23 protein-coding genes are annotated in these 26,528 nt (G+C 51.7%); 4 read left to right on the top strand and 19 right to left on the bottom strand.

The features are described 5' to 3' along the window. Positions 1-11: 11 nt before the first annotated feature. Entirely contained in the window at positions 12-1,628 is a 1,617-nt protein-coding gene (locus ACTQZS_RS10780; protein WP_441475796.1) for an MBL fold metallo-hydrolase RNA specificity domain-containing protein, read from the bottom strand. A gap of 582 nt (positions 1,629-2,210) precedes the next feature. On the opposite strand from ACTQZS_RS10780, the gene ACTQZS_RS10775 reads away from it, so the two are divergent. Then, a complete protein-coding gene (locus tag ACTQZS_RS10775) occupies positions 2,211-3,275 on the top strand; it encodes an undecaprenyldiphospho-muramoylpentapeptide beta-N-acetylglucosaminyltransferase (protein ID WP_441475795.1) in 1,065 nt (354 codons plus the stop codon). 261 nt (positions 3,276-3,536) lie between these two features. On the opposite strand, the gene ACTQZS_RS10770 is transcribed toward ACTQZS_RS10775, so the two are convergent. From ACTQZS_RS10770 to ACTQZS_RS10710, 13 genes are all read right to left on the bottom strand, one after another. Then, positions 3,537-3,947 carry an HIT family protein gene (locus tag ACTQZS_RS10770; protein ID WP_441475794.1) on the bottom strand — a complete coding sequence of 137 codons (411 nt, stop codon included), beginning with the start codon at positions 3,945-3,947 and terminating at the stop codon, positions 3,537-3,539. An 84-nt stretch (positions 3,948-4,031) separates the two neighbouring features. After that, positions 4,032-5,360 carry a DUF6382 domain-containing protein gene (locus tag ACTQZS_RS10765; RefSeq protein WP_441475793.1) on the bottom strand — a complete coding sequence of 443 codons (1,329 nt, stop codon included), beginning with the start codon at positions 5,358-5,360 and terminating at the stop codon, positions 4,032-4,034. A 130-nt stretch (positions 5,361-5,490) separates the two neighbouring features. Next, on the bottom strand, positions 5,491-5,955 hold the full coding sequence (locus tag ACTQZS_RS10760) for a TadE family protein (RefSeq protein ID WP_441475792.1): 465 nt from the start codon (positions 5,953-5,955) through the stop codon (positions 5,491-5,493). A 159-nt stretch (positions 5,956-6,114) separates the two neighbouring features. Then, entirely contained in the window at positions 6,115-7,398 is a 1,284-nt protein-coding gene (gene iscB, locus ACTQZS_RS10755; protein ID WP_441475791.1) for an RNA-guided endonuclease IscB, read from the bottom strand. A gap of 285 nt (positions 7,399-7,683) precedes the next feature. After that, positions 7,684-8,118 carry a prepilin peptidase gene (locus tag ACTQZS_RS10750; RefSeq protein ID WP_441475790.1) on the bottom strand — a complete coding sequence of 145 codons (435 nt, stop codon included), beginning with the start codon at positions 8,116-8,118 and terminating at the stop codon, positions 7,684-7,686. A 54-nt stretch (positions 8,119-8,172) separates the two neighbouring features. Then, the gene (locus ACTQZS_RS10745) at positions 8,173-8,874 is read right to left on the bottom strand and encodes a hypothetical protein (protein ID WP_441475789.1); all 702 of its coding nucleotides are present in this window, start codon (positions 8,872-8,874) and stop codon (positions 8,173-8,175) included. 289 nt (positions 8,875-9,163) lie between these two features. Further along, positions 9,164-10,711, bottom strand: coding sequence for a DUF5702 domain-containing protein (locus tag ACTQZS_RS10740; RefSeq protein ID WP_441475788.1), 1,548 nt, complete (start codon positions 10,709-10,711; stop codon positions 9,164-9,166). Positions 10,712-10,825: 114 nt separating this feature from the next. Continuing rightward, positions 10,826-11,005, bottom strand: coding sequence for a Flp1 family type IVb pilin (locus tag ACTQZS_RS10735; RefSeq protein ID WP_441475787.1), 180 nt, complete (start codon positions 11,003-11,005; stop codon positions 10,826-10,828). 169 nt (positions 11,006-11,174) lie between these two features. After that, on the bottom strand, positions 11,175-12,401 hold the full coding sequence (locus ACTQZS_RS10730) for a type II secretion system F family protein (protein ID WP_441475822.1): 1,227 nt from the start codon (positions 12,399-12,401) through the stop codon (positions 11,175-11,177). A 133-nt stretch (positions 12,402-12,534) separates the two neighbouring features. Next, positions 12,535-13,620: a type II secretion system F family protein gene (locus ACTQZS_RS10725; protein ID WP_441475821.1), complete on the bottom strand. Its 1,086-nt coding sequence runs from the start codon at positions 13,618-13,620 to the stop codon at positions 12,535-12,537. Next, positions 13,577-14,743 carry a CpaF family protein gene (locus ACTQZS_RS10720; RefSeq protein ID WP_441475820.1) on the bottom strand — a complete coding sequence of 389 codons (1,167 nt, stop codon included), beginning with the start codon at positions 14,741-14,743 and terminating at the stop codon, positions 13,577-13,579. The genes ACTQZS_RS10725 and ACTQZS_RS10720 overlap by 44 nt, the downstream gene beginning before the upstream one ends. After that, a complete protein-coding gene (locus ACTQZS_RS10715) occupies positions 14,743-15,822 on the bottom strand; it encodes a hypothetical protein (RefSeq protein WP_441475786.1) in 1,080 nt (359 codons plus the stop codon). The genes ACTQZS_RS10720 and ACTQZS_RS10715 overlap by 1 nt, the downstream gene beginning before the upstream one ends. A gap of 172 nt (positions 15,823-15,994) precedes the next feature. Beyond that, positions 15,995-16,519 (bottom strand): prepilin peptidase, encoded by a 525-nt coding sequence (locus tag ACTQZS_RS10710; protein WP_441475785.1) that lies wholly within the window; start codon positions 16,517-16,519, stop codon positions 15,995-15,997. Positions 16,520-16,957: 438 nt separating this feature from the next. On the opposite strand from ACTQZS_RS10710, the gene ACTQZS_RS10705 reads away from it, so the two are divergent. Together ACTQZS_RS10705 and ACTQZS_RS10700 are read left to right on the top strand one after the other, a co-directional pair. Further along, positions 16,958-17,695 (top strand): TraX family protein, encoded by a 738-nt coding sequence (locus ACTQZS_RS10705; RefSeq protein ID WP_441475784.1) that lies wholly within the window; start codon positions 16,958-16,960, stop codon positions 17,693-17,695. A 175-nt stretch (positions 17,696-17,870) separates the two neighbouring features. Beyond that, a complete protein-coding gene (locus ACTQZS_RS10700) occupies positions 17,871-19,307 on the top strand; it encodes a sodium-dependent transporter (RefSeq protein ID WP_441475783.1) in 1,437 nt (478 codons plus the stop codon). Positions 19,308-19,611: 304 nt separating this feature from the next. On the opposite strand, the gene ACTQZS_RS10695 is transcribed toward ACTQZS_RS10700, so the two are convergent. The 3 genes from ACTQZS_RS10695 to ACTQZS_RS10685 are packed head-to-tail and all read right to left on the bottom strand — an operon-like array spanning position 19,612 to position 22,334. Beyond that, positions 19,612-20,673 carry an NUDIX domain-containing protein gene (locus ACTQZS_RS10695; RefSeq protein WP_441475782.1) on the bottom strand — a complete coding sequence of 354 codons (1,062 nt, stop codon included), beginning with the start codon at positions 20,671-20,673 and terminating at the stop codon, positions 19,612-19,614. Positions 20,674-20,700: 27 nt separating this feature from the next. After that, positions 20,701-20,865 carry a hypothetical protein gene (locus ACTQZS_RS10690; RefSeq protein ID WP_441475781.1) on the bottom strand — a complete coding sequence of 55 codons (165 nt, stop codon included), beginning with the start codon at positions 20,863-20,865 and terminating at the stop codon, positions 20,701-20,703. Positions 20,866-20,903: 38 nt separating this feature from the next. After that, positions 20,904-22,334 (bottom strand): transglutaminase domain-containing protein, encoded by a 1,431-nt coding sequence (locus tag ACTQZS_RS10685; RefSeq protein WP_441475780.1) that lies wholly within the window; start codon positions 22,332-22,334, stop codon positions 20,904-20,906. 272 nt (positions 22,335-22,606) lie between these two features. Between ACTQZS_RS10685 and deoD the strand changes: the two genes are divergently transcribed. Then, complete coding sequence (deoD, locus tag ACTQZS_RS10680) at positions 22,607-23,347, top strand: purine-nucleoside phosphorylase (protein ID WP_441475779.1); 741 nt, start codon at positions 22,607-22,609, stop codon at positions 23,345-23,347. Positions 23,348-23,441: 94 nt separating this feature from the next. Here deoD and murI read toward each other — a convergent pair whose 3' ends face one another. After that, positions 23,442-24,233 carry a glutamate racemase gene (gene murI / locus ACTQZS_RS10675; RefSeq protein WP_441475778.1) on the bottom strand — a complete coding sequence of 264 codons (792 nt, stop codon included), beginning with the start codon at positions 24,231-24,233 and terminating at the stop codon, positions 23,442-23,444. 331 nt (positions 24,234-24,564) lie between these two features. Continuing rightward, complete coding sequence (locus ACTQZS_RS10670; RefSeq protein WP_441475777.1) at positions 24,565-26,397, bottom strand: Na/Pi cotransporter family protein; 1,833 nt, start codon at positions 26,395-26,397, stop codon at positions 24,565-24,567. Positions 26,398-26,528: the final 131 nt, after the last annotated feature.

The raw sequence follows: 26,528 nt of genomic DNA, 5'->3' as shown, positions 1-26,528 counted from the left end.
TCTTGGCATACTCATCTGTCCCATTTGTCACAGAGAGCATTGATCTGGTCCGTAAACTTCGCCAGATCCTTATTCGCACCTCCCTCATTCCGGCGAATCACCGCCAGAAGTCTCTGACCCGCACCAAGAAGACGCTCATAAACGGCGGCAGCTCTGCGGTGGGACGCCTTTCCGCATCCACCGGATTCCTTCGACACGGGAACACCCGCAGGTGCTTCGACGATCTGCCCCGTGACGAGATCGAATACCGTTCCGCTGAACGGCGCATAGGAATCATACCCGAGTTCCTTCCGCAGCCGCTCCGCAAAAATCTCTGTCACAACATCTTCTCCATGGCATACAAACACCTTTGCCGGTTTTTCCGTGAACGCGGAAGCCCATCTCATCAGTCCCTCGTTATCCGCATGGCCGCTGATCCCGGGCAGGACCTGAATGTGTGCCCGTATCGCTATCTCCTCGCCGAACAGCCGGATACTCTCCGCCCCGTCAACGATCGCGCGGCCGGGGGTGCCCACAGCCTGGTAGCCCACGAACAGTACCGTGCACTCCGGTCTCCATAGGTTATGCTTCAGGTGATGCTTCACACGTCCGGCATCACACATACCGCTGGCGGATATGATTACCTTCGGAGTCTCGTCAAAATTGATCGCCTTTGAGTCCGCTGCGGTAATTGACGTCTTCAGATTTGAGAAGGCTATCGGATTGATCCCCTGTTTGATCAGCCTTCCCGCTTCTTCATCATAGCATTCTGCGGGGTGTCTCTGGAAAACGGTTGTCGCCTCAATTGCGAGCGGACTGTCCACATACACCGGAAAATCGCCATGTCCGCGCACCATCTGGTTTTCCTTGATCTGCCGGATAAAATAGAGCATCTCCTGCGTTCTGCCGACTGCGAAGGACGGAATCACCACATTGCCGCCCCGGTCAAAGGTCTTCTGGATCACGTCTGCAAGCGATGATACGTAATCCGGAACCGGACCGTGACTCCGATCTCCATAGGTAGATTCCATGATAACATAGTCCGCCTCATGAATATACTGCGGGTCGCGGATGAGCGGCTGATTCAGATTCCCGATGTCTCCGGAAAAAACGAGCTTCCGGGTGGTCTCTCCCTCTGTCAGCCACATTTCAATACTGGCAGAGCCGAGCAGATGTCCGGCATCGATAAACCGGATTTTGATCCCCTCTGCCGGACAGAGAATCTCATTATAAGGTTTTCCGACAAGCAGGTCAATCGCGCCGATGGCATCCTTCATCGTATATGGCGGCATATACGTTTCCTTCCCGGCCCGCTTTCCCTTCCGGTTTCTCCATTCAGCCTCGAATTCCTGAATATGCGCGCTGTCGCGGAGCATAATGTCGCAAAGATCCGCTGTTGCCTCCGTCGTGTATATCGGTCCCCGGAATCCTCTCGAATAAAGAACCGGAAGGTTGCCCGAGTGATCGATATGCGCGTGCGTCAAAAGCACAAAATCGAGCTCTGACGCCGGGATCGGAAGCGGTTTGTTCTCATAGATATTTTTTCCCTGTTCCATCCCGCAATCAACAAGAAACCTTCTTCCGGCCGCCTCCAGATAATAACAGCTGCCGGTCACCTCATGTGCTGCCCCCAAAAATGTAAGTTTCATAAACAATCCCCCAATCCGCAGCTTACAGTATCAACGAGATTAAACACGCTGCGCGAGTTTTATCTCGCTATCACGACGCTCGCCGCACACGAATACTTCGCATTCGGCTGCGGCTCACTGTTCGCGTAAATAAGAAACCTGATGCGAATACCGATTTAATTATAATCTACTGTCCTCTGCATTTACAAGAGGATGCGTGAACCTGTCAGCCCTCCGTATCTTACAGATTCGGTCATCAAACGGGTCTGCATTTACAAGAGGATGTGTGAACCTGTTAGCGGCACACAGGCCGTGAAGCAGCAAAATGACGCGAGGCACTTGACTTATCCCCATGGTGGTACCCCGCTTGCGGGGCAGGACGGCTTTCTGCCCGTAACCTGTCTCATCCGTTGTGCACGCACAGCGACAAATAGCTGCAGGCAGCAGCAGGACCGCAGGTGACAGGACCGGTATGATTTCCAAGGAATGACAGAACCGGTATGATCTCCGGGAATTGATTTCTTTCATAAAATCAGCTAGAATGCTTCTGAAAGGAATACAATCTGTTCCGATATTACTCACAGCATCTATGGAGGCCAATTGATGAAGCACATCGTTCTCACAGGCGGCGGTACCGCCGGTCATGTAACTCCGAATATAGCCCTGATTCCAGGCCTGAAGGAACTGGGATACGAGATTTCCTACATCGGTTCCTACAATGGGATTGAAAAGAGCCTGATTGAAGCCGAGGGAATTCCCTATTACGGAATATCTACCGGTAAACTGCGCCGATACATCGATCCCAAGAATCTGTCGGATCCCTTTCGTGTGGTGAAGGGCATCTTTGAAGCAAGAAAACTGATGAAAAAAATTCGTCCGGACATTGTGTTTTCAAAAGGCGGTTTCGTAGCAGTCCCGGTCGTCCTCGCGGCAAAACACTGCAGGATTCCGGTAATCATTCATGAATCGGACATGACACCAGGTCTCGCAAATAAAATATGCATTCCCTATGCTTCCAAAGTCTGCTGCAATTTTCCGGAGACACTCTCCAGCCTGCCTGAAGGCAAGGCTGTTGTTACCGGTACTCCGATCCGGAAAGAATTGAGAGATGGCAGCGCAGAGCGCGGCTATTCCTTCACCGGTCTTTCCCAGGACAAACCGGTCATTCTCGTGATGGGCGGAAGCCTTGGCTCCGTAAATGTAAACAACCATGTCCGCGAAGCTCTCCCAGAACTCCTGAAGCAATATCAGGTGGTGCATCTGTGCGGCAAGGGAAATCTCGACCACTCTCTGGACCATACCGACGGATACCGCCAGTATGAATATATCAAGGAAGAGCTGCCCGATCTTTTCGCTATGGCGGATCTGATCATCTCCCGCGCGGGAGCAAACGCAATCTGCGAAATCAGTACCCTTGCCATTCCGAATCTTCTCATCCCGCTTTCCGCGAATGCCAGCCGCGGCGACCAGATATTAAATGCGCGCTCTTTTGAAAAGCAGGGATACAGCGAGGTAATCGAAGAGGAAAATCTGACCAAAGACACTCTCCTCTCCGCCGTACAGAAACTTCATGACAACAGGGATACCTATATCTCCGCAATGAAGAACAGTAAGCATACCGATTCTATTCAGATGATCCTGGATCTCATCCGGGAGTACACAAGGTAACGGAATAAGCGGCAGTCGACGGGTAAACTTCTCTCCAAAGCCCGCCAGTACGTAGAAGATACGACAAGAGAGCATCGCTGAACCAATAAGGAAAAGAAATCACTGAAAGGGCGAGCCCGACACGGCAGGTATTATTCTTCCGGCTGTGTCAGGCTCTTTTTTCACAAATTCACGATATGAAATGTCCTGGCGGAAGCGGTCATCCGCCACTTTTGTTTCTCGCGGGATCAGTCATGTTCCTCATTCAGGATGAACGAAGCCTTACTTAAGATCCTTTGCCTTCTCCAGAATCTCCTTCTTCGCCTCGTCTGTCAGTGTTCCCGGCTTCCATGTAACACCGGCTCCATCGCCGTTGTATCTCGGGATCAGATGAATGTGAAAATGAAATACGGTCTGTCCGGCAGCTTCGCCGTTGTTCTGAACCACATTATAGCCGTCACACGGAAGTGCCTTCATCATAAAGGTCACGATCTTCTTCGCGAGCACAGCCGCTCTGGATAAGAGATCCTCCGGAATCTCCGTAATATCAGCGTAATGCTTTTTCGGAAGAATAAGCGCATGTCCCTTCGTCGCCGGTCCGAGATCCAGGATCACCCGGAAATCATCATCTTCATAAATTGTCGTCGACGGAATCTCGCCTGCTGCGATTTTACAGAAAATACAATCATTCATGATATTGTCCTCCCTGTCTGTTTACATGAATTCAATATACATCTCTGTATACCTGCTTCTATACATTCCTGTATACCTGCTTCATTATACACTTTCCGGCGGCGGTTGAACAATCCCTGCCCTTTGATACGTAAAACACTGATCCGAAAAACGCAGCCGGTCACCGTCTTGAAGCGGATATGCCTCTCCGGAAACGAGCAACTCACCGTTCCGGAAGGTTCCGTTTTTGGAATTCAGGTCGATAATCCAGTAACCATTCTCCCGATACACAAACCTGGCATGTATTCTGCTCACGGTTGGCACATTCAGAATAAGATCCGCGGATTTTCTGCTCTTCCCCAGAATGTGGTTCCTCTTCCACAGTTCAAGCTTCTCTGTCCGGACATTTTCGCTCCCGCCTCCTGAATCCTGCTCCCGGCCTTCCGGCAACAGAAGAGCCTGAACCCTCCGCTCCTCTGTCTCCTGCCCTCCCGCTGCCAGAAGTACCGTTTCCTTCCAGCCGTCCTCATCGTCAGCGGCATGATCGTCACTCCTTTCGGATCTTCCGGTTGATAATCTGCCTGCCATTTCTTCCGGTAATTTTCCGGCAATTGTATTCACATCATTCGCATGATAAGTCTCCGACCGGTTCGTCGGCTTCTGCCTTTTCCCATCCGGGAAAAAATCACGCATAATTGCCGCTCCCTCTTCATCGGGCTTCCCGTTTTCCTGTCTCCTGCGTGAGAACCAGTTTCGAACCCGTGCAAACAGACCTTCCCCGGAGCTTTTTTCATCTTCCTCAAAAAATTCATCCAGGATTCTTTCCCGCTGTTCCCGTTGCTCTCTTTCTTCCTCTTCTGACACTCCCTTGCTCTCCGGCACCGGATCCGGCCGGCATTCCTCAAGAAGTTTCTGAAACTCCCCGGCCGAAATGTTCCCCTCCGCCGCCTTCTGATAAAAGGCATAGCCCATGATCACTGATTTCTTGTCCCCGTGATCCAGATGCGGGAGAATCATTTCTCCGAGCCTTTTCATCTGATCGGAAAAAGATTCTTCTTCATCCGGATAATATATAAAATAGATCCGTGTTCTCTCCGCATTGAGAAAAATAAGCTCCGGACTCATCTGTATCCCGTTTTCATCCAGAAGAAATTCCTCAAGATTGCGGATTGCGGCCAGTACAGAGGAATACAGCAGTTCCAGAAGCTGTCCCGTGATCTTCCCGCTCTCCAGAATATCCTCCAGTGGCTGCATCGAAGTCACATCATAGAGGTACCTTGTGCTTGAATCAATTTCCTGAATGTGACAATTCAGAAAACCCGGTATATGATTCTCTGTCATCATCCTGACCGTGTAGCTGTGACAGTCCGGAGTCTTTCCGTCTGAAAGGATTCTGTAGTTGTGATAAATATCCCGACTGCTCTCGATTTTCATCCTCTCGCCCCTTTCCTGCGGATCATCCACTAAATCACCATACGTTACATCGTGCCACACACTGTATAAGCTGCGGATTGCTCCGTGCTTCGCACTCCCGCAATCCACAGGTGCCACATTTATTCGTGTTTTATCTCCCGAGAGCTTTTCTTACGGTTCTGGAAGCCCTGAGTTCTTCGACCGGGGTTACCTTATCCACATCCGCGCTGACCGACAGATTGAAAATATCCTGAAACCCCACGAAGGTTTGATTGGAGAAGGAGACCGACGTTCCTCCCCTTCTGCAGCTCAGATCAACCGCCGGTCTGGAAGCCGGTATAACCTGCGCATCCATTCTCTCCTCCGCCTTTCTTGCCGCCACACTCTGCGCGTCGATATCCCGGTCATACCGGCTGTTCCCGGCAAGACACACCTCCGCTGCCGCCGCCAGATACCAGTTCCTGTTATGCACGTAGAAACACAGAACAATAAGCACCGCCGTCACCAGCACCGTCACCGGAACAATAACCGACGCCTCCACCGTCATGCTTCCCCGCGCGAACCATGCTGCCTTCTCACGCAGGGCAGCATACTTCCGATTCTTCTTTCTGCTCACATTTTTCCTCCTCGTCACCTGACTGCTCCCGCAGGCAAGCTCTGCGGTTCTGATTGTCAGGTGCAGCTTGTAATTGTACATCCTTTGAACGCCTTGGACTTACAAGTGTGAATCTGTTTGGATCAGCACCTTCATTACCATTCCTCCCTTGAATATCTGTCATAAATGTTTAGCGGGGAAACCCAAAGGCTTGCCTGTGGGAGGAACCGCTTTTCTCCTTTCCTCAATGAGTATGTTTTTGCGCATTTCCAGCAGATGTATATTCTTATATCCGACCGAAGAGTTCAGCTTTGTGCCGTCTAAAAGCCTCAGATCCATCCTGCCTGTAGAACGTCTGCCAAAGATGAAGCACTCACGCCCCTTCCACTGCACCTTATCAAAAAGCCTGAAGCCCATAACCTCATATGGAGACTGATTTCGTTTGCGTTTTCCGCCTCTGATAAAGTTTGCCTTGTGTATCTGTCTGTTGTGGCATCTTACCTTTTTCTGGCAGTACACTGTACCATCAGAGACAGCATCCGGATGACCGCTGATGCATCTGGCATCTACGCAGTGATCTTTAGGCAGGGCGTGTCTGATGCGCGTATTTTTTGTAATGTAGCCATAGGTCAGATGCACGTCTGGATAAATTTCCTTCAGCTTATCGTAAAACGCCCATCGCATAATGCCCATAAATGCGGCATCTCTGAACAGCATGCCTCTGCGGATTGTCTTCGGAAGCCTGACTGCGCCTTTGTGATAGCCTGTATGACAGGTCTCACACAGCGTAATCAGATTATTAGGCGCATCGCCGCCAGTCTTTCTGCTTTCAATGTGGTGAACGTTTAGAATCCTGTCCTTTGACCTTCCATGACAGCACTGACATTCATGGCCGTCACGAAAAAGAACATACTCACGCACATTCCAGAAACCCATCTGTTCGCCTTTCTGATAGTCAGCACCGCTTATGGCAGGATTTTTAATCTTCTGAATATCGAAAGACGCCACCTCTACGATGATTTTGCTGACTGGCAAAATTTCGTGTATCTTACGAATTGCCGTTAAATGGGTATCCACCTTGTTCTGAACAGAAGGCGCCAGCCATCCATCTTTACGTTCGCGATTACTGAAGCGCTGCCTTCGGTATCTGGTTTTACGATTTCTTCTGGCACTGCGATTCTGTCTGCGGGCAGAGAGCAAATCTACTATGTCGTTTCGCAGCTCTACATCGGACTCAAATAATACTTTATCCTTTGTGGTCGCTGAAAGACCGATATGTTTGCTTCCGCTGTCTACGCCTAAAGCAATCTCTTGCGTATAACTCTTGGTGTTATACATCAATTGTATTGTAAACGGACATCTTTTAACCACTCTGGCTTTTCCGCTTTTTAACAGGATGCGTACCTTAGCACGATTCTCTGTCGGCATGAGTGGCTGTCCGCTGATATTAAGTACATATACCATTTCTGGAACCTCCTCAAAACCTATAACAGATTTAATAACTCACCCCGAGGGGTGGTAAGTGTACCATCGCCAATGTTAATGAGAGGTTTATGCGCCTGCAACACAGTTCCTATACCTCAGAACTGTTTAATCACAGACCTTAGAGCTGCAGACTTGGTACTACATCCGCAGGTAACTATATATTCTCTCCTAACGTAGTGCCCGAAGCACTAAGGCTACTCACTAAGGGTTGCTAGACAACCCCACAGGATTGCCTGTGGGTATTAGTGAGTCAGGAAATATCTTTCATTGACGGCCAAACCACACGGATCCGGAAAAAACGCCCGAAACAAGCAATATCATAAACGACAGCCATAGAAACGGGACAAACGGCAGCGTGACTTTCCCGTCCGAACGTGCCGCCTTCACAATAACTCCTGTCAGAAGCACTCCGATGATTGCAGGAATAAGAATCCTGCACACGGCAATCAGGTCGCTCCACGCTCCACATGCGAGAAGGACAATGCCATCTCCCCCGCCCACCCTTTCCTTTGTCAGAACGGCTGCCAGCAGAAAAAGAAGCCCCGGAAACAGTGCAGTCAGATCGACGCCTTTACGTGCGATGATGCCGGCCAGAAGCAGCAGAAGCGTAAAGCCTGGAAAAATCCGACGTGTTTTCAGATCCAGCAGACCATTTACCGTCAGAATCAGCAAGATCATTCCCCCACTCCAGCACCTCATTCCGACTCTCCTCTGCCTTTTCCAATGCTTTTACACAGGCCCCGCTCTCCCGCTTTACGCCGCTTCTGCTCCGTCCTTTGCTGCGCATCGACTGCAGATATACATTCCTTCCGCCTCCGAAGCCGGCACAAGATGAACCTTTCTCGTAAGCCCGCTGCAACGCAAAGAATTGTGATAACACTCTCCCTCTCCGGTAATATAGACAAGACCGTGCATCCCTCCCCTGCCGACACATTTCTCACACGCATGGTACCGCCCTCCGCCGGCGTTTCGCATCCCCGGAACCAACGCCGCAGGCACTCGCCGTATCTGGAGTTCCAGATACGTACATTCCGAACGGGTGTGATAGACACTTCCGTATTCTGTCACATAAACGAGACGATTTTCCTCCTCGGAAGGAAGTCCGCTGTTCTCCTCGGGATCTCTTCCCGTCCATGCATGAACCCTCCCTCTTACAGCAACGCTTCTTCCCGGAATCGGAACCGGAAACCATTCCGGTTTGTAATAGACCGGCTCACACAGATCAATGACAGCCGGTCCCGCATAAGAACCGGTCAACCCCGTAACCGCCCCTGCTTTTTCGACCGCTTCCTGAAGATGAATCATCTTCTTCACATACAGGCCGTAAATATCCATCATGCAGATCAGTGACATCACACAGAGAAAAAACAGCGGAACCGACCATGCGGCTTCCACAGTCAGGCTTCCCCGTCTCCACCTGTCCTTTTTTCTCTCTGTTTTTGCTTTTGTTTTCATTTTGTCCCCCTGCCTGAAAAAAGCCGTCAGTTACATGAAAAAATCTGCACGGAATCCGCCGGGCTGCCTCCCGAATACGTTCAGATCCGGAAATGCATTCGCAGAATTATCTCATGTCCTTTCTCATGGTAAAGTTATCATTTGTCGTTTCGGGTGTGGGGATTTTGGACCCTCCCGCAAAACGGGAGACACCCCGCCGGATTCCGTTTGGTTTGCAAGCTGTATATCATGCCTTCTATCTTCAGGACTTCCGAGTTAAATGCTATGGAGATTCCGTACGGCTTGCAAGCTACATATCATACCCATAGCTTCTCTCCGCGGTATAGGTATTGGTACCGACGGAGGTTCCGATTTCGATATTCACGGCATCGATACAGTGATCCAGACGGAAGCTTTCCTTCCCCTCATGGGTCCGGATATTGAGTTCCGTCAGATCCATAATTCTCCCGGTCAGCCTGTCCGTTCCTTCTCCCATAAGCAGAATTCTCAGATAGTCCCTGTACTCCAGACCAGCCCGAGAAGATTTTCTCTCACTGCCCGCCGCAGACGTAAATCTACCGATATTTTCGATTGACAGCTGCCAGGATTCCGCAGTCTTTACCATAGGTATTTTCCCGCCCCGGGTCAGAACCTGAAGATCCAGAACAGACTCTCCATACGCCCACGCCACCCGGATCGCAAATGCCAGAACAGGCGCAAGCTCCGGGTTCAGAAGTCCTGCGCTGATTCCGGCTGCCAGCAGATCCGCCTGTGCTCTTTTATCCGGGTCTGTCATCAGAAAAATCATATTGGACGCCGCTCTTAGAACCTGCATCTTCGAAAGTACCAGTTTCAGATTGTCCCGGTCATTTCTCCTCCCGCCTATCGCGTACTCTGCCTGGTATAAAAGCGGCTTCTGCTGTTCTCCGTCTTGAAAGCACGGAAAGTTCTCGATCAGAAATTCCTGGATCAGAAGTTTTTCCATCGGTCCTTCCCATTTTGAAGGCGTCATCCCCATCCCCAGAGCATGTTCTCTGTCGCTCAGCAGTTCTCCTGCGCCGATGCTTTTCCGGGAAAGACCTGATTCATTTTCCGCGAACACAAGCTTCAGCAGTCCTTTCCCCCGGAGGAGCCGGTAAGAAAGAAGCGGGTTCTCCCATACCGGCACGACATTGCCGCCGAATCCTTCTGCGATTTCTTCCGCCGATATTTCTTCCGATTCTTCCCCGCTCTGTTCGACCGAAGGCACCGGACGGCACAGCCCCTCGGCAACATCTCTGTCATAATACTCCTGCGCCTTTTCCGTCCGGTACGTTCCGGCCTGCTTTTTCAGCCCGTCCGCCTTCTCTCCATCCTGATAAATACCCTCTGATATTTTTTTCAGCAGTTCCGCTCCGGCCTGGAGCTTCATCTGTTCACACACCTGCCTTCGAAAGGCGGTATTTTCCTGATCGGTCGCCAGGACATAACCCGTCACCGAGCAATTTTCTCTGTTCAGCCGGATGCTCAGCAGATTTCCTCCTCCCGTCAGGTTATTCTTCGTCGGATCCAGGATATACTCCGCGTACGTCTCTGTCTCCCGGAGCACCTCATCCAGACGGAGACCGGATGTCCCGTACCCTCCGTCCAGAAACAGCAGTCCGTAATCCTCAAACAGCTCGCGGTCGTACTGCGCAAATACCGAATACAATCCCTGCTCCAGGGCACTGGCAGTCGCGGCTCTCGCCGCAGCCTGCCGCATGGACTTAAGTCCCGCAAAAATCAACCCCAGGAGAACCAACAGCAGCATGCTGACAAACAGCGTGATGCTGCCCCGGCTCATCCTCTCTCTCCGGTTATCCGTTAACAATTTCCGCATCTTGCCCCCTCATTGATCTTCCTCCGGTTATCTGTTTACAATTCCCCGCTCCGTATTCTTCTGCCTCCGGTTTTCCGCTGACAATTTCCGCGTGCCGCCCCTCACCAATCCTCCTCAGATTCCCTGACTTTTACTCGTAATCTTGCTCAGAATACTGGACACCAGACTTGTCAGCTGACTCTTGAAGATAATCACGAGCCCAATCAGCACCACAATGATCAGTATGATTTCCACCGTGCTGATTCCATCTTCTTCCATCAAAAAATCCCGTATCCTCTTTCGCAGTTTTTTCATTTTGTCCTCCTTTTCTCAGAGATACTTTCCCCTGGCTTTATTTATGTCCCCGGAGATACTTTTTCTTGGCTTTATTCATGTTCCCGTAGATACTTCTTCCATGCTTTGTGCACATTGTGGCATACCTCCTGCGGGACATGGCGTTTTCCTGAATTTCATCCGGATTTCGTCAGAGCTGCATCGTCGCCGGAATGATGATGATGAGCAGTACAATTCCAAGCATGACAAACATCGGAAAGACCATGCGTATGGCAGCCCGGTCTCCCTCCGCTCTTGCGCGTCTCTTCCGGGTCTCAAATGCTTCCTGCACCTCTTTTTCAAGCATCCCTGACAGCTGGCTGCCTCCCTTTTTCTGGCTCTGGGCGAGAAGCAGAGCCAGCTTTCTGTACTCCGGTGTGCCGCATCTCTCCCCGAAGTGTGTCAGAGCGTCCTGCTCATACACCCCATTATTCATTTCTGCCACAGTTACGCCGACTTCCCTGTACTCCCTTCCAAGCCTCTCCATCGCCTTCCTCACGCTGAGACCTGCCGCCGTAAGCAGCTGCAGCTTGCTTACCAGTTCCGGATACTGACTGGTGAGGAGCTTCCTACGTTTCTGTTCTGCTTTCTCCTTTCTGTCCTTTCCCGCAAAAAAAGGAGCAATTCCGGCCAGAAGAATGATCATGCAGAGATAAGCTCCCTTATGACTGATTTTCCTGTACCAGGTCAGCTTCTCTCCGTCCGCCCGCTCCGGAAGCAGGTATTCCTCCGACAGATCTCTTCCATTCTTTGCGGCTCTCTCATTCAGCGCTTCACTTTCCTTCTGAATTCTTTCCTGTACCGCCTCCTTTTCTCTTGAGGGATATACAGTCATCACCCTCTGATATTCTTCCTTATTGCCGGACAGCGAAAGCTTTCCGGTTAATGTCACCTTCTCTCCGCCCTCCGGAACCTCCGGAGAGAGAACGCCCTCCCAGCTGACAAGATCCGGCCGGTCCGTAGACCACTCCACCGTCATCGACGGGTTCGTAAAGCTCTCCGGAAGTTCCAGATTCCACTCAATCCGCCCGAAATCTGCATTCTTTCCCAGAATTCTCTCGTCCAGTGCCCGGATCTCCTTCCGGATCTCTGCTTCCGCTTCCTGAGACGAATACCTCTGTTCCGGTATCTCAAGCATGATTTTCTCTTTTTCGCCCCTTCCGGACGCGACGGCCAGCTCTACCTGCTCTCCCGCAGCTTCCCCCGATGTTCTCCTGACGGATTTCACCGTCTCCCAGTCTCCCTCCCGTATCTCCCGGAAGACCACCACTCCCGCAGCTGCGGTACTGATGATTAAAATCAGAAAAAATATGCCGGATATTTTCTGATGACGGAAAAGCCAGATGACAGCCGCTGCCGTAGCTGCCGGAAGCACCATTTTTATCAATTCTGCCTCCTTTCCCACACCACATACTTATACAATGCTCCTGCCATTAGCTGACCTTATACAGTGTGTGGCACGACTTATCGTACAATGGCTTACTTCATGCTGCCTGTATATTCCTCGATGCTCAGACCTCGATTCTGCACATCTTTCTTCCCGCCGCAAATGCTCCTGCATACAGGATCAGACAGAAGGTCATCAGAACGGCGCCTGCCGGATTTCCATAGATTTTGTCTGAAAATCCTTCAAATGTAACCCGCATGTACAAAATAATCCCCGCCGGCATGAAGCTCATGATGCTCTGCTCATATCGTCTGGAAGCCGTAACCGTATCAATTTCCTGCCGGGTATCAATCTTCTCGCAGATATTTCTCCACGTTGACTCCAGAATATGACTCATATCCCCGCCAGTTCGCTTCGCGATCACCAGAACCTCGCTGAAATTCATGATATCCTCCACTCCGCTCCGCGTTCCAAGTTCAAGAAACAGCTGCTCTACCGGCTTTCCAAACCGCATCTGCCCTGTAATATCCTTCAGCTCAGCCGCAAGCGGATCCCTCCTTCCATACAATTTTGCGAGATCAGATGCCGACATGCGGACACCATTTTCCAGAGAATAGCCGGCCAGAAGATTTGTATGAAGAGAAGACAGAAAATCCCGAAAGTGATAATTCAGCAGCCGCTGCCTTTCCTCCCGCTTCTGCCTCTTCTTCGCGAGAACATAGACGATCATGACCGGAACAGCCACCGGGGCAGCAAAGAGGGAATGGTAGCACAGCCATACCACGCACACTCCCAGCAGCATTCCGACGCATCCGTACTTCAGAAGCTCCACAGGCGAGAAAGTATAAAACCGGTAGTCCGTCCTTCCTGTCCTGCGTATTCTTTTCGTCCCGCTTATTTTATCGGATCCGCCTGTCCTTCCCGCCCATGCGGTCTTTCTTTTTCTGCTTGTTCCTTCCGCCTCTGCGGTCTTCCTTTTTCTGCCTGTCTCTTTCTCTCCCGCAGTCTTTCCTTTTCTGCCTGTCCCTTCCTCTCCCGCAGTCACTCTTTTTCTGCCTGTCCCCTCCTCTCCTGCGGTCTTTCTCCGACGCCCTTCCTTCTTTTCTCCTTCTCCGCAAGGTTCTTCGAGAAATTTTCTGCCGGATTCTCCTCCCTTCCGGTCTCTCTCACGGGAGGCTCCGCCTCTGCCAGAGCTTTTCCAGTTTTTCACGATTTCCAAGTTCATTGACCTTTCTCAGCACTCCTTCTCTGTCCCTTTCAAACAGGGTACGGATCTCCGGCTCTTCTCCCTTCATGCCGGAAAGCTCTGCGATTTCCCCGAGCTGGCGTGTACCATCCGCCTCTCTTGTCAGATGAATCATGATCTCAACTCCGGACACAATCTGTCTGCGAATAACGGCAACCGGAAGCTGCTCTCCCATCAGGACCATCATCTCGAGCCTCGATATCATATCCCTCACACTATTGGCGTGTGCTGTCCCCAGACTTCCGGAGTGTCCTGTGTTCAGGCACATCAGAAAATCCTCTGCCTCCGCTCCTCTCACCTCTCCGATAATGATCCGGGTCGGCCGCATTCTCAGGGCAGCTTTGATCAGATCCCGGATCGTTATGGCATGGCCTCCCTCCAGGTTTGCGTCTCTCGCCTCCATCCGCACCAGATTCGGAATGCCCTGAAGCTGAAGCTCGGCGTTATCCTCGATCGTAATGATGCGCTCGTCCGGCGGAATGCAGGATGACAGCGCATTCAGAAATGTCGTCTTTCCTGTCGACGTTCCGCCCCCGATAAGCATCGAATACCTCGCCTCCACAAGGTCCTTCAGAAAAACTGCCGCCTCTCTCGTCACACTTCCCCACCGGATCAGATGCTCGAGCGTCACAGCCTCCTCCGGAAAGCGGCGTATTGTAAGAATTGGTCCGTCAAGCGCAATCGGATTCATGACAACATTCACCCGCGAACCATTATCATCCGGAAGCCTTGCGTCTACGATCGGTCTCTGTTCATTCACCACCCGGTTGCACCTTCCCACAATCTGTTGGATCACATCCTCCAGCCTCTCTTGCGAGGCAAAATGCCGTTTCCAGGAATAGAGTCTTCCTCCCTTCTCATAGAAGATATGACGATATCCGTTCACCATAATCTCCGTGATCTCCGGGTCATCCATCAGCTCCTGCAGCACATCCAGCTTGCGGACCGAATAGAAAAGCGATTTATGCAGCTGTTCCTTCCCAGACAGAGACATCCGGGAAGATGACGCCTCATTCAGGATCAGATCATCGATTAATTCCTGAATTTCCTCATCCTCCAGATCCGGATTTTCTTCCAGATGGTCCATCAGACCGGCCCGTATTCTCTCAAAGATCTCCTCGCTCCGCACTGCTTTCCCTCCTCCGGAATCTCACCGAAATCCATGCATCCCCGTATGATCCTTCCCAGCCTCCCGGACAGCTGTCTCTCCAGAAAATCATCGTTTCCGGGAATACAGTCCGGATCCGGGAGGATCACCTCCCGTATTTTTTCTCTGCCCGCACGCTCCTCCAGCTCGGCGGCAAACGCACGGTTCCGCATTCTGGAAACCGGATCGTCATGCGCGATGACATAGATCTCCTCACAGCCCTGTATCAGCTCATTAAATCCATTCATCTTCCAGTCCAGATCCAGGAGGATTCTGCGGTATGTACTGGTTCGTGTCAGCTCGCCGAGCATCCCCGTCCACTGGTCCTCGGTCATCTCCCCGATGTCCGACGCATCCCTCACCGGAAGCAGATAATCGAGCGATCCGAATTTGCGCAGCATTGTATTCAGCTGATAAATCAGACCGCTTCTCCCACGCCTGTAAAAATACATCAGATCGCTGAGCGTCCGCATACTCTCCCCTTTTTCGGGAAGAAACTGATCCATACCTGAACCGGGCTCCAGGTTCAGATACAGGCTCGGAAATCTTTCCGACAGAATCCGTCCATATATCATAGAAAAAATCACCTTCTGCCCCGGATCCGACACGGAGCATATCCCCGTTCTGATACAGGACGGCTTTGCGATGACCTCCGGCTCCGTCGCGGCTTTCTCCGCTCCGTAGCAGTCCATGACTTCTCTGACCACACGGCTCTGGCTCTGATATTTGTAAATCTGCCGGCAATTCGCGGCTTCCGGGAATCCCTCCTCCGGAAGGCCGGAGCCGTCCTCTGTCAGAATCATCACCGTCCCGATATCCATCTGACGTATCTCATCATCGGCCGCCCTTTCTGAAATCAGCAGAATCTCAATATGATGTTCAAGCGCAAATTCTCTGAGCGTTTCTACCGACGTAAAACTCCGGATCTCGAATGGAAGATTTTTCTTCTCCGTTAAATAATTCATAAAGCGAACCGCGTATTCTCTCTCCGTGTCGCACACCGCAAGTACCTTTCGCATCAAATTCTCCTCCTTCTGGATCTTTTCTGACACAGACCGCCATGGCACGACCGCACGGCCCTGTCCATCCCTCCTCAGTACCATCCCGCCCATGGCACACCCTCACAGCTCTGTCCTTCTCTCCTCAGTCCCACGCTCTATGGCACAGCCCCACGGCTCTGTCCTGCCCTCCTCAGTACCATCCCGCAGCCCATGGAATCAGCGCGCCGAATATAAAAACTGCCAGATGCACTCGTTCTTCCGGTCGGCTTCCCTTCCAGTAGGATTCCAGACCTCCGGAACCCGAAAATGTATATACGTATCTCTTCATAGAATGGAATCGGTCAAAAAGGGGGAATCGGTCCGAACCGGACGGTGAGAGGCACAAATGCAGAACGGCATACACAGCTGCCGGCAGAAATGTAAACAGAAGCAACAGGAGCATCTGACCGGGCTTCATGAAAATCCCGGTCACCATCAGAAGCTTGATATCGCCTGCTCCGATCAACCGGAACAGATAAAAGGGGATCAGAAGCAGAAAAGGAACCAGCGCAGACAGGAATTCCGGATGCCACCGGCTTTCCCGGAAAAACAGGATCTGCCCTGTGAGACTGAGAAGAAGTCCGGTCAGAACCCATCTGTTCGGAATTTTCTCCTCCTTCAGGTCAGAAAGCGCGGCTCCCTCTGCCAGAACCAGTACGAGAAGACGTGTATTCATAGGCTTATTCTTTCATTCGAGCAGACGTGTATCTTTAGACTCATTCTTTCATTCAGGCAGACATATATCTTTATTCTTTCATTCGAGCAGACATGTTCATACAGGTCATTCTGCAGATGAATTTTCTCATAAGACAGCGACGTGTATTTTGAATTATTTGTGTACTTGTAAGTTCGTTTGTCTGGGAATCGGTGTAGAAATGTGTGATGGATTTGATGGTTTAAGAATATAACGCGCCTGCACCTTTTTCAAGCCGGTAAAGTACGTCACTATCCACAAATAATTTTTCCGGATTTTGTAGGATTTACCCGGCGTCACTTTATGGTATAATGGTTTTCATTATTGGCCTTGCAGAACTTTTTGACACTCTGCCTGCAGGATATGCGTGTTTCCTGATTTTGACGACCGCCTGCAGGACGTCCGTATCCACAGGTAGCTATGAAGAATCTGTTTCATCCGCATCCCGCAAAAAAAATATCGCTGAGCGGTAATGAGTTGAAAATCATCGCGTGCGTCAGCATGTTTCTGGACCATTTCGCGAAGGTATTTCAGACAGAGCTGGACTCTTCCCTATATTTTGTCCTGGATAACATCATCGGCAGACTGGCCTTTCCTCTTTTCTGTCTCCTTCTGGCAGAGGGCTATTTCCACACCCGGAATCTTCGAAAATACATGCTCCGCGTCGCACTGCTCGCGCTCGTTTCGGAAATTCCCTTCAATCTTGCCATGTCGGGTCAGTTTTTCGATCCACGCTGGCAGAACACCGTATTTACCCTTCTGCTGGGGCTTCTGATGTTCTGCTTTCTGGACATCATCCGGAGCAGATCTGACCCGGTCCGGCTTCCCGCCGTACTGCTTCAGATTCTGACCGTCCTCGCGTCTGCCGCTGCCGCATGGTTTCTGCGCACAGATTATGACGTCTTCGGAATCGGCGCTCTCGCCTGCTTCTACTATCTGAATGGACGGATTTTCAAAAGTCCCCTGACCGCAGATCTCTGGGCATGCTTCTGTCTGTTCCAGGAACCGGCAGCTTTTCTGTCACTCCTTCCGGTGGCAGCCTACAACCGCTCCAGGGGAAAGAGGAAAATGAAGTATTTCTTCTACTGCTTCTACCCGCTGCATCTGCTTCTGCTGGTCTTTTTGCATGACTTGATTCATGGCAGATACGCCCTATGATTCCGCGCGCTGCAGCTCTACGCAGATACACTTGTGAACCCATGAACCTGTGCGGTACAGCCCGGGCAGACAGGACAACGCTCCTGCGGGAATGCAGCCCATTGAATTAAAAAAACAACGCCTTCAATAAAAGCAATATATATGAATACAGAAATAAGGAGGACAATAATTCACAATGACAGCTCAATCAGACCGGAACAGATCCGGAAAGAAGAAATCAAAGACAGGCTCCTTCAGCGGACAGCTGGGATTTGTAATGGCTGCCGCCGGAAGCGCGGTCGGTGTGGGAAATCTCTGGCGGTTTCCCTACCTTGCGGCCAAGGACGGCGGAGGACTATTTCTCATCATCTACCTCTGCCTGGTTCTCACCTTCGGATTCACGCTTCTGACCTCCGATATCGCAATCGGCAGAAAAACCAGGAAAAGCTCTATTTACGCCTATGCCTCCATGCGGCCGCGCTGGAAATTCCTCGGAATCATCACGTTCTTCGTACCGGTCCTCATCATGACCTATTATGCCGTAATCGGAGGCTGGATCAGCCGCTATATTGTCGTATATTTTACCGGAGCACAGAAAGCAGCCGCCGGCGACAGCTTCTTCACCTCCTTCATTACCTCACCGGTGTCTCCGGTATTTTTTGCTCTGCTGTTCATGGCTGTGACCTCCATCATCGTCTATAAAGGTGTAGAGGGAGGAATTGAAATGGTCTCCAAGTGGATGATGCCGATTCTGCTGGTTCTCATTGTAGCGATTGCCATTTTTTCACTGACACTCCGCCACACGGATGAAAATGGCGTCACCAGGACCGGAATACAGGGACTTCTTGTCTACCTGACGCCGAATTTATCCGGTCTGACCTTGGGAAGATTTCTGCAGATCCTTCTGGATGCCATGAGCCAGCTGTTCTTCTCGCTCAGCGTCTCCATGGGAATTATGATCACCTACGGCTCCTATGTAAAGCCAGATGTGAATCTCAACCGTTCCGTCAATCAGATCGAGATCTTTGACACCGGTGTAGCTCTTCTCGCCGGTATGATGATTATCCCGTCCATTTACGTATTCTCCGGAACAGACGGCATGAGCGCGGGAACCAGCCTTATGTTCGTATCCCTCCCGAAGGTATTCTATGCGATGGGCACCCCTGGCATATTCATCGGCGCCATGTTCTTTATCATGGCTGCCTTCGCCACTCTGACCTCATGCATTTCTGTTCTGGAGGCCATTGTTGCCAACTGCATGGAGCTCTTTCACGCCTCAAGAAAAAAGGTCACCGTCATTCTGACCATCATCTATATGGCAGCTTCCGCTGTCATAGCGCTCGGATACAGCATCTTCTATGTGGAGGTCAGGCTGCCCAACGGTTCTGTCGGACAGCTGCTCGACATCATGGACTATATCAGCAACAGCTTCATGATGCCCTTTATCTCCCTGCTCTCCACCATTCTGATCGGATGGGTGATCGGTCCTAAATGGATCATCGATGAAATGGAGTCCAGCGGGGACCGGTTCACCCGCAAAAAACTGTATGTCATCATGATCAAATATGTCGCCCCGGTCATGATGTTCGTTCTGTTCCTGCAGTCCACCAGCCTGCTCAATGCCATTGCCTGAACGCAAACACTCGCGTAAAAAACGCAGTCGCATGCCACGCAGTCGCATGCCTCCCCGGCGTGAGCGGTCGGAGCGTCTTCCCGCCTTCAAATTTCCCCGGCCGAAGCGCTCGAAGCGTCTGCCCGCCTTCAAATTTCCCCGGCCGGAGCGGTCGGAGTATCCTGCCTGCGTTCAAAGGAACACTGGCAAAGCGCACACGTAAAAAGCACTGCATACCCGCACAAGTCCGGCTGAATCCGGGCTTGTACAGGTATACAGTGCTTTTCTTTCCAAATGACGCCGCACAGGCCCCTGCATCATCTGTTTATCTCTGTTTTTTCAGATATTCAAGCACCCGATCAAATTCATCCGGGTAGATACAGGTCGCCTCCCTATTCTCCAGTACCATTCGCCGGCATTCCTCCAGATCCATCCAGCGCACGCTCTCCACCTCAGATTTCTGGAGCACGAGATGGCTCTCGTCGACCGGTCTCTTGTAGACAAAGAGATGCGCAAATTCGTGATCACGGAACATCCGGCCGTGAAATTCCTTCTCATAGCTTCCCTCATGGACACCCAGATACTCAAGATCCCCGGGGCCGGCATGAATTCCGAGTTCCTCCCCTAATTCCCGCAGCGCCGACTCCAGCGGCTCGTCGCCGGCATCGATATGCCCGGCCGAGGAGATATCCAGACAGCCCGGATTCGAATCCTTGTCAGCGCTCCGCTTCTGCAGCAGGACCTCCATGCCCGACAGGCTGCCTTCCGACGGCCTCACAATCCAGATATGGACCGTTCCGTGAGGATCTCCCTCCCGATGCACCACATTCCTTTCCTGCACAATTCCGCTCCTGGTGCCGTCCTCCTTCAGCACATCAAACAGCTCCATCGGACGGCCGTTCAAGTCCGCCGTCACCAGTCTGTCCTTCCCGTCATATACCAGCTTCAGGGAAAAAAACGGCACGTTCTCGTCGATGAGCCGGAAGAAAATCTTGTCTCCGGCCCAGAGATTCAGCTTCCACACCTCTTCGATGTCGATCCACGCAAGCTCGCCCTCGTCACATTCTGCCGGCTCGCCGCTGTATCCATCCGCGGTAAACAGGGACATATATTCATAATCTCCTTTTCCGGAGTCAAACGTCACGATCCCCCGGTACTGCCAGGATGTCAGTGTATAGCCCGTTTCCTCGCGCACCTCACGGATCACACACTCCTCCGGACTCTCTCCCAGCTTAAAATGGCCGCCGACTCCGATCCACTTGTCTTTGTTGACGTCATGCTTCTTCACGGTCCGGTGCAGCATGAGATATTTCCCGTCCCTTTTCAGATAGCACAGCGTACTCATATTCTTCAGGTCGTTTTTCTGTTTTTCCTTCACAAGATCCATCGTTCGTCTTCTCCTGCCATAAATCACTCACAGCTTTCCTGCCCGGATATCAGCTCCGGCCCGCTCCATCCCTGTACCGGTTCCGCTTTCCCGGCCAGATACACCTCCGTCTTCTCTGCCCTTATACCAGCTCCGGCTTTCCCGGCCGTATATTTTTCCGTCTCCTGCCATGCCTGCGCAAATCACAGTCACGCCCCTGCGCACCTGCCTGTGACTATATATCCGCTTCCTCAGCCCGGTATCCCGTCCCCGTCATAATCGGTCTGTCCCCGGTAACCCACCGAATAGCCTGAAAGAACATCGTAGGTATAGGCAGTGCCGTTCGCAATCGGCGCAAGCTTTGAGATATAATCCGCCGTTCCACTGGCATGCCCGGTACCATCGTCCCGCACATGCACAGAAGATGAGAGGAAGGTCGCGTATCCGTCCGGCGTGTAATACGTGTACTCGCTGCCGGGCGTATAATTGCTGATCTGCTCTGTCGTCAGATTGAACATAAAATGACGGATCCGGTTCCAGTACGCGGCATCATTCAATGCCGCGTCAATGATCGGCCCGCCGGACGCGTACTGCTGCGGGTCCGAGTCCTGGTCGTCCCATGTCGGATCCACCTCATACCATTCGCCGTCCAGTTGAACCAGATTCCACGAATGTGCCTCCATGGAATCCGGATCTGAGCCCGCATATCCCCCGACTCTCGTACATGTAATTCCCGCCTGCTGCAGAAGATACTCATAAGCATAAGAATACCCGTCGCAGACGCAGGTATTTGCCTGGTTTCTGCTGTTGGCGACCAGTGCACCGTACGCGGTATATCCGTAGTCGAAGGCGCCATCCGGAGAATAGGACGCAGCCAGATCCTTGTCATAGGTCACGGTATCAATCAGCTTGTCATGGATCTGAAGCGCAATCTCCGGCTGTGACCGTGTCAGATCTATGTCCGCCATAAAATTGCTCACCGCCTCATTAAAGGCTGTCATCTGGTTCTGATAATCATCATACGTCCTGCTCAGCCGGATCATGACATCATATGTCCCGCCTGTGCTCAGGCTGTTGTAATAATACTGGAAATTTCCGCTGCTCTGCCGGAACCAGAACAGCTCCGGATGATCATAAATCAGCGCCTCATATGCAATCGTCAGTTCCCTGCCAAACGCATCAGATGACGGATCCTCACTGACCGTAACCTTTTTGTGATAATCCGTAGACGTCGGGTCTCTCGTCACCGCCAGAAGCGCATCGTATATTCCCTGTTCCTCCGCGGAAAGCTGCGTGTAGTAGTAAAAAACCGGGGCATTATTCACAAAAAGTGAATCGCCCTCCGGCAGTTTGTCCTTATAATCCCCGGTAACGCCATCCAGAAACGAAGAAATATCCGAGATAATCGACTGCCCGGAACCCGATGTGGACTGCTTTCCGGAACCGCTTCCCGCATCCGAACCCGATCCTGAAGGATCACCCGTTTCGCCGCTTCCTCCGGAAACAGAGTCCGCAGCTGACGAGGAAGTATCCTCAAGATCTTTATTCACATTAAAAAAATTCCGGAACATATCCGGAAGCTCTGAGACATGAAAGTCTCCGGAGCCGCAGCCCGCAAGCAGGGCCCCGCACATAAGCACAGTCAGAACGAAAAGTCCTGTCCTCTTTTTTCCTATCATCATATCCGTCTCCCTGATGAATGGTAAAACCGGTTCGTCCGGTTCACACCACTGCCATCGCATACTCTGAAGCCTGTGGTTTTTTATGAAGAGAATTATATCATGTTCCCTTCAGATATGCTAAAATATCAACGAGATCTAACCGCCGTCCCGCACGCGCTTATCTGCTGACGGAGCACGGCAAATAAATTCTGAACTATCTGCATCTGCTTTGCCGCCGGCATTCCTTTTCCAGAATCCGGTTTCGCAAAGCCATCGAAAGGAGCTAATGAATTATGGGAAATGTTTCACCATCCGCATGCATGGAAGTAAAAGACGGAACACATGTTGCAAAAGTAGTCCTGATGCCAGGCGATCCTCTCCGCGCAAAATATGTGGCGGAAACCTATCTTCAGAACCCGGTCCTGTTCAATGATGTCCGCGGAATGCTCGGATACACCGGGATCTACGACGGTGTCGAGGTATCCGTCATGGGAAGCGGCATGGGAATTCCCTCTATCACCCTTTATTCCCATGAATTGTTCACCTTCTATGGCGTCGAAGGAATCATTCGGATCGGTTCCGCAGGCGGCGTCGGAGACAACGTCAATGTACGGGACGTTGTAGTCGCAATGAGCGCGTCCACAAACTCCGCTGCTCCGTCCCGCTACGGACTTCCGGGCACGATCGCGCCGACTGCAGACTGGGACATGCTCCGTGACGCCGTGCGAATCGCAGATGAAATGGGCGTCCGCACCTCTGTCGGAAGCGTCTATTCCTCCGATTTCTTCTACTACCCGGACCCGGCCGTTGCCGAGAAGGAGAAGGAAGCAGGCCTTCTGGCTGTAGAGATGGAAAGCGCCGGTCTCTATACAGAGGCAATGTACGCTCACAAGAAGGCACTGGCCCTCTTTACCATTTCCGATCATCTCTTCAAGCCGGAGCATCTCTCCCCGGAAGAGATCAAGACCTCCTTCCATGAAATGATGGAAATCGCCCTGAAGACCGCTGCCGATACCGTGAGAAAGCTCAGCTGAATCTGATGCACGGCGACCCGCTGCTCCGCCCATCCGGAACGACGGATCGCCGCGCGACGTTTTATATTTTTGACATTCTTCACACGAATCCAGATTATTCGATGTCCGCATCCAGAAGCTGCCGGTAAACCTTCATTTCTTCCTCAGTCTTCAGACTGGAATCCAGAACGACTCTTCCCGGCTCTTCTCCTTTATTCAGCAGACCATGCCGCGAAAGCTGGCGGTGCAGTTCCCTTGCGGTTCCTCTGCCCCCGTCGTAGAGCGGCACATCTCCCATGACGCTGTGAATCTGCTTCTTCAGAAACGGATAGTGCGTGCATCCAAGCACAATTCCGTCAATCTGTCCCCGATAGGGCCCGATCATCTGCTCCAGCATCTGTGTAACGTCCGCCGCGTCCAGATTTCCCTTTTCCACCCGGTCAGCAAGACCCGCGCAGGAAACCGGGATGAATTCCGCCTCCCCGGCAAGTCTTCCCGAAAGCTCGTGGTATTTCTCCAGCCTCAGTGTGACCGGGGTCGCCATCACCAGAATCCTCCCGTGATGCTCCTCTCTGGCAGCTGGCTTCAGCGCAGGTTCGATTCCGATCACCGGCATTGTCTTTTCGTACTTCTCCCGGATCAGCCTTACCGCCGCACTGGTTGCGGTGTTGCAGGCGACGACAATCGCCTTGCATCCCTCATTCACCATGCGATCCACGATCGCCATGGAAAGCTCCTGCACCTTCTCTACCGTCTTCTCGCCATAAGGCGCATTCGCCGAATCCCCAAAATAATAAAAATTCTCGTTCGGGAGCTCGCGGATCATTTCCCTCAAAACGCTGATTCCTCCGACTCCGGAATCAAACACGCCTACATAACCCCTGTATTTTTTCTCATCTGTACTCATGTTCCCGCCTGTCCTGATTCAGTCTATCGGAATTACATCCGGTTTCCAACGTGATCTCCGCCGTACAATGCACAATGCCAAAGCAGCCCTTCATGCCCCGCAATCGGGGCAGCATTTAATCTATAAAGCCAGCTGCTCCGTTGTTTTCGCACCTCTCGCAGCTGCCACATCTGACCGACTTCATCGATCTGCCGCGACGTTCTCCGCGCACAGCCCCTTCACAGCCGAACGCATACCACTGTTCCTGTCATTCAAAAAGTGCCGCGCCACATGTGCACGACACCTCTATCTTACCAAATGTTTCGGATTTCTTCAATTGTACGCAAGGACCTCATGCGCGGACCTTCTTTGCCCTGGTCTTCGGACGGACGGCATCCGCCGGAATCCTTTCTTCACTCTCTGGATCCATCCCGCTCTGAAGAATTTCTTCACTCTCCGGGTGCGGACTGCTCTGAAGAAGTTCTTCCCTCTCGGGGTCCGGCTCACCCTGAAGAAGTGTGTTGAAATTGATCTCCTTCAGCGCGGTATCAGACAGATTCAGGCAGCTGCTTCCCATCCGGTCAAGATCGTGCAGAAGCGCGTTGAAGCTCACCGTCATCTTCGCATCGCACTTTCCCTTTGCGACCCGCTTCACGTGATCCTTCCGCATCCCTTCATCGATGTCCATGACCATCTCCCGTTCCTTCTTCAGACTGTCCGTCTCAATTTTCCCGGGATCCGCCATGAGGACAAGTGTTTCCTCAAACATCCTACGAATCAGTTCCATGGATTTCCGAAGCTCCTTCATCGCATCCTTGGAATATTTCACTTTCATATTCTTCGCTCCCGCGATGTTTTCAATGATACTCCGGCACAGATCCGCAATCCGGTCGATTTCACTCTGAATCAGAAGAACACCTGTCGCCATGGATGCCTGGTCCTCCGTGATGGCACCGAACGAAAAAACAGCGGCCAGATATTCGTTGATCTTTTCTGACAGCTCATGTACCCCCGCAGCCTCCGCACGGATTGTCCCAAGTACGGCATCACTGTCCTTCTGTGTGATCTCCTCCGCCTTTACGAACATCCGCTGGACGATATGCGCGGAATGAAGTGTCTCCTGCGCCACAAGATGGAGCGCGGCAACCGGCTGCCGGATCAGCTTGTCATCCAGATATTTGGGCTCGCCGAGTGGAACCACCCGCTCCTTCTTTCCCGGGAGAAGCTTCATGACGATCCTGACCATCAGCCACAGAAGAGGCGTCCAGATCAGAGTCATGATGATATTGAAACCGGTATGGGCATTGGCAATCTGTCTGGAAATGACATCTACCTCATTGCCCTTCGGAGAGATCATCGTGATCAGACTCGCGTAGGGCTTTACAAACCAGATGAACAGCAGACTGCCGCTCACATTAAAGATACAGTGCGCCAGCGCCGTCCGCTTTGCGTCGATGCTCTGGCCGATACTTGCCAAAATGGCTGTGATCGTCGTTCCGATATTATCACCCAGGAGAACCGGTATCGCTCCCGCAAGGCCGATGATGCTTGTGATCCCGTCTGCGGCAGGCTGAGACGCAAAATTCTGAAGAACCGCAATTGTAGCGCTGGAGCTCTGCACCACAAGAGTCATCATCAGACCTGTCAGAACACCCAGCACCGGAATATGGGCGACCTTCCCAATCAGGTTAATAAAGAAGGGACTGGAAGCCAGGGGTTTCATCACGCTGCCCATGATCTCGATTCCCTCAAACAGAAGCCCGAAAGCCAGGATGGTATTTCCGATGTATTTGATCTTCTGCTTCTTCGCGGTAAATCCGATGATAAAGCCGATGAAAATGATGATAAAGATATAATCACTCAGCTTGAACGCTATGATCTGAGCCGTCATGGTCGTTCCGATATTCGCTCCGAAGATGATCGAAATCGCCTGCGGAAGAGTCATCAGGCCTGCGCTCACGAACCCGATCGCCATGACCGTCGTCGCACTGGAGCTCTGCAAAACCGCTGTAACCAGTGCTCCTGAAATCACTCCCAGCACCGGATTTCTGGTGAGCATCCCCAGCACCGTGCGCATCTTCTCTCCGGCCGCTTTCTGCAGACTGTCGCTCATCATGTTCATGCCGAACAGAAAAATCGCGAGTCCTCCCAGCAGACCAAATACTATCTGTACCTTCTCATTCATAACCTACCTCCGGGATCTGTAACGCTCCATTAACATATAGATTAAGCGTACAAAAGATAACCCGGAGAAACTATCTGTTTAATATAAAGTCTGTGTTAATGCTATGTTAATTGTTGTCGGAGTATTAACAA

Source organism: Bilifractor sp. LCP19S3_H10 (assembly GCF_052119185.1).
Classification (GTDB): Bacteria; Bacillota; Clostridia; order Lachnospirales; family Lachnospiraceae; genus Bilifractor.
Note: the sequence above shows the minus strand (reverse complement) of the source record. Positions and strands in the feature narration are given on the sequence as shown.

Excerpts from the sequence above, each read along its gene's own strand:
- ACTQZS_RS10780 (WP_441475796.1), bottom strand. The coding sequence starts at position 1,628 with ATGAAACTTACATTTTTGGGGGCAGCACATGAGGTGACCGGCAGCTGT.
- ACTQZS_RS10775 (WP_441475795.1), top strand. The coding sequence starts at position 2,211 with ATGAAGCACATCGTTCTCACAGGCGGCGGTACCGCCGGTCATGTAACT.
- ACTQZS_RS10770 (WP_441475794.1), bottom strand. The coding sequence starts at position 3,947 with ATGAATGATTGTATTTTCTGTAAAATCGCAGCAGGCGAGATTCCGTCG.
- ACTQZS_RS10765 (WP_441475793.1), bottom strand. The coding sequence starts at position 5,360 with ATGAAAATCGAGAGCAGTCGGGATATTTATCACAACTACAGAATCCTT.
- iscB (WP_441475791.1), bottom strand. The coding sequence starts at position 7,398 with ATGGTATATGTACTTAATATCAGCGGACAGCCACTCATGCCGACAGAG.
- ACTQZS_RS10750 (WP_441475790.1), bottom strand. The coding sequence starts at position 8,118 with ATGAGGTGCTGGAGTGGGGGAATGATCTTGCTGATTCTGACGGTAAAT.
- ACTQZS_RS10745 (WP_441475789.1), bottom strand. The coding sequence starts at position 8,874 with ATGAAAACAAAAGCAAAAACAGAGAGAAAAAAGGACAGGTGGAGACGG.
- ACTQZS_RS10740 (WP_441475788.1), bottom strand. The coding sequence starts at position 10,711 with ATGCGGAAATTGTTAACGGATAACCGGAGAGAGAGGATGAGCCGGGGC.
- ACTQZS_RS10735 (WP_441475787.1), bottom strand. The coding sequence starts at position 11,005 with ATGAAAAAACTGCGAAAGAGGATACGGGATTTTTTGATGGAAGAAGAT.
- ACTQZS_RS10730 (WP_441475822.1), bottom strand. The coding sequence starts at position 12,401 with ATGGTGCTTCCGGCAGCTACGGCAGCGGCTGTCATCTGGCTTTTCCGT.
- ACTQZS_RS10720 (WP_441475820.1), bottom strand. The coding sequence starts at position 14,743 with ATGGACCATCTGGAAGAAAATCCGGATCTGGAGGATGAGGAAATTCAG.
- ACTQZS_RS10715 (WP_441475786.1), bottom strand. The coding sequence starts at position 15,822 with ATGCGAAAGGTACTTGCGGTGTGCGACACGGAGAGAGAATACGCGGTT.
- ACTQZS_RS10710 (WP_441475785.1), bottom strand. The coding sequence starts at position 16,519 with ATGAATACACGTCTTCTCGTACTGGTTCTGGCAGAGGGAGCCGCGCTT.
- ACTQZS_RS10705 (WP_441475784.1), top strand. The coding sequence starts at position 16,958 with ATGAAGAATCTGTTTCATCCGCATCCCGCAAAAAAAATATCGCTGAGC.
- ACTQZS_RS10700 (WP_441475783.1), top strand. The coding sequence starts at position 17,871 with ATGACAGCTCAATCAGACCGGAACAGATCCGGAAAGAAGAAATCAAAG.
- ACTQZS_RS10695 (WP_441475782.1), bottom strand. The coding sequence starts at position 20,673 with ATGGATCTTGTGAAGGAAAAACAGAAAAACGACCTGAAGAATATGAGT.
- ACTQZS_RS10685 (WP_441475780.1), bottom strand. The coding sequence starts at position 22,334 with ATGATGATAGGAAAAAAGAGGACAGGACTTTTCGTTCTGACTGTGCTT.
- deoD (WP_441475779.1), top strand. The coding sequence starts at position 22,607 with ATGGGAAATGTTTCACCATCCGCATGCATGGAAGTAAAAGACGGAACA.
- murI (WP_441475778.1), bottom strand. The coding sequence starts at position 24,233 with ATGAGTACAGATGAGAAAAAATACAGGGGTTATGTAGGCGTGTTTGAT.
- ACTQZS_RS10670 (WP_441475777.1), bottom strand. The coding sequence starts at position 26,397 with ATGAATGAGAAGGTACAGATAGTATTTGGTCTGCTGGGAGGACTCGCG.